The sequence below is a fragment of the Streptomyces sp. BR123 genome, assembly GCF_013401435.1.
Classification (GTDB): domain Bacteria; phylum Actinomycetota; class Actinomycetes; order Streptomycetales; family Streptomycetaceae; genus Streptomyces.
This window is the reverse complement of sequence record NZ_JACBGN010000618.1, coordinates 1-1,146: the sequence shown is the minus strand read 5'-3', so window position 1 is coordinate 1,146 and position 1,146 is coordinate 1. Positions and strand designations below refer to the sequence as shown.

The 1,146-nt window shown below is 73.3% G+C and carries 1 protein-coding gene; it reads left to right on the top strand.

Annotated elements, in window-relative coordinates:
* A partial coding sequence (locus tag HYE82_RS36680) for an acyltransferase domain-containing protein (RefSeq protein ID WP_179178545.1) occupies positions 1-1,146 on the top strand: 1,146 nt, incomplete at both ends.

Below are 1,146 nucleotides of genomic sequence, written 5' to 3'. Positions count from 1 at the left end.
CTCCCGGCCGGTGGCGTGATGATCGCGGTGCAGGCGTCGGAGGACGAGGTCCTGCCGCTGCTCGGCGAGGGCGACCGGGTGAGCATCGCCGCGATCAACGGCCCGCAGGCCGTCGTCATCGCCGGTGACGAGGACGCCGCGGTCGCCATCGCCGCAGCCTTCGAGGCCCAGGGGCGGAAGACGAAGCGCCTGACGGTGAGCCATGCGTTCCACTCGCCGCACATGGACGGCATGCTGGACGACTTCCGCGAGGTGGTGGCGGGGCTGGTGTTCGCGGCTCCCGCCATCCCGGTCGTGTCGTGTCTGACGGGTGCCGTCGTCACCGACGAGATGGGCTCGGCCGAGTTCTGGGTCCGGCACGTCCGCGAGGCGGTGCGGTTCCTGGACGGTGTCCGCGTGCTCGAAGCCGCCGGTGTGACCGCGTACGTCGAGCTCGGCCCGGACGGGACCCTGTCCGCGCTGGCTCAGGGCTGCACGGCCGGTGACGTCGACGGCATGGTTTTCGTGCCCGTGCTCCGCAAGGACCGCGACGAGGCCGAGACGATCACGACCGCGCTGGCCCGGGTGCACGTCCACGGCACGGCCGTCGACTGGGACGTCTTCTTCGCGGGCATGGGTGCGCGTCGGGTGGACCTGCCGACGTACGCCTTCCAGCGGCAGCGGTTCTGGCCGAGTGCGGCGGCGTATGTCGCCGGGGACCCGGAGTCCATCGGTCTGGGCGATGCCGGGCACCCGCTGCTCGGCGCGGCGGTGGCGCTCGCGGACTCGGAGGGCGTGCTGCTCGCGGGCCGGCTGTCGCTGGACACGCAGCCGTGGCTCGCCGACCACATCATCCACGGCAGCGTCCTGCTGCCGGGTACTGCCTTCGTCGATCTGGCGATCCGTGCCGGTGACGAGGTCGGCTGCGATGTGGTGGAGGAGTTGACGCTGGAGGCGCCGCTCGTCCTGCCCGAGCGGGGCGGCGTGCAGCTCCAGCTGGTCGTGGAGGCGCCGGACGCCGCCGATCGACGGTCGTTCGCGGTCTACTCGCGGCGCCAGGACGCGGTCGCCGAGGAGCCGTGGACCCGCCACGGGTCCGGTGTCCTCGCGGCCGGTGCCCGACCCGAGGCCGAGCAGGGCTTCGGCGAGCTGGCCGCCTGGCCGCCG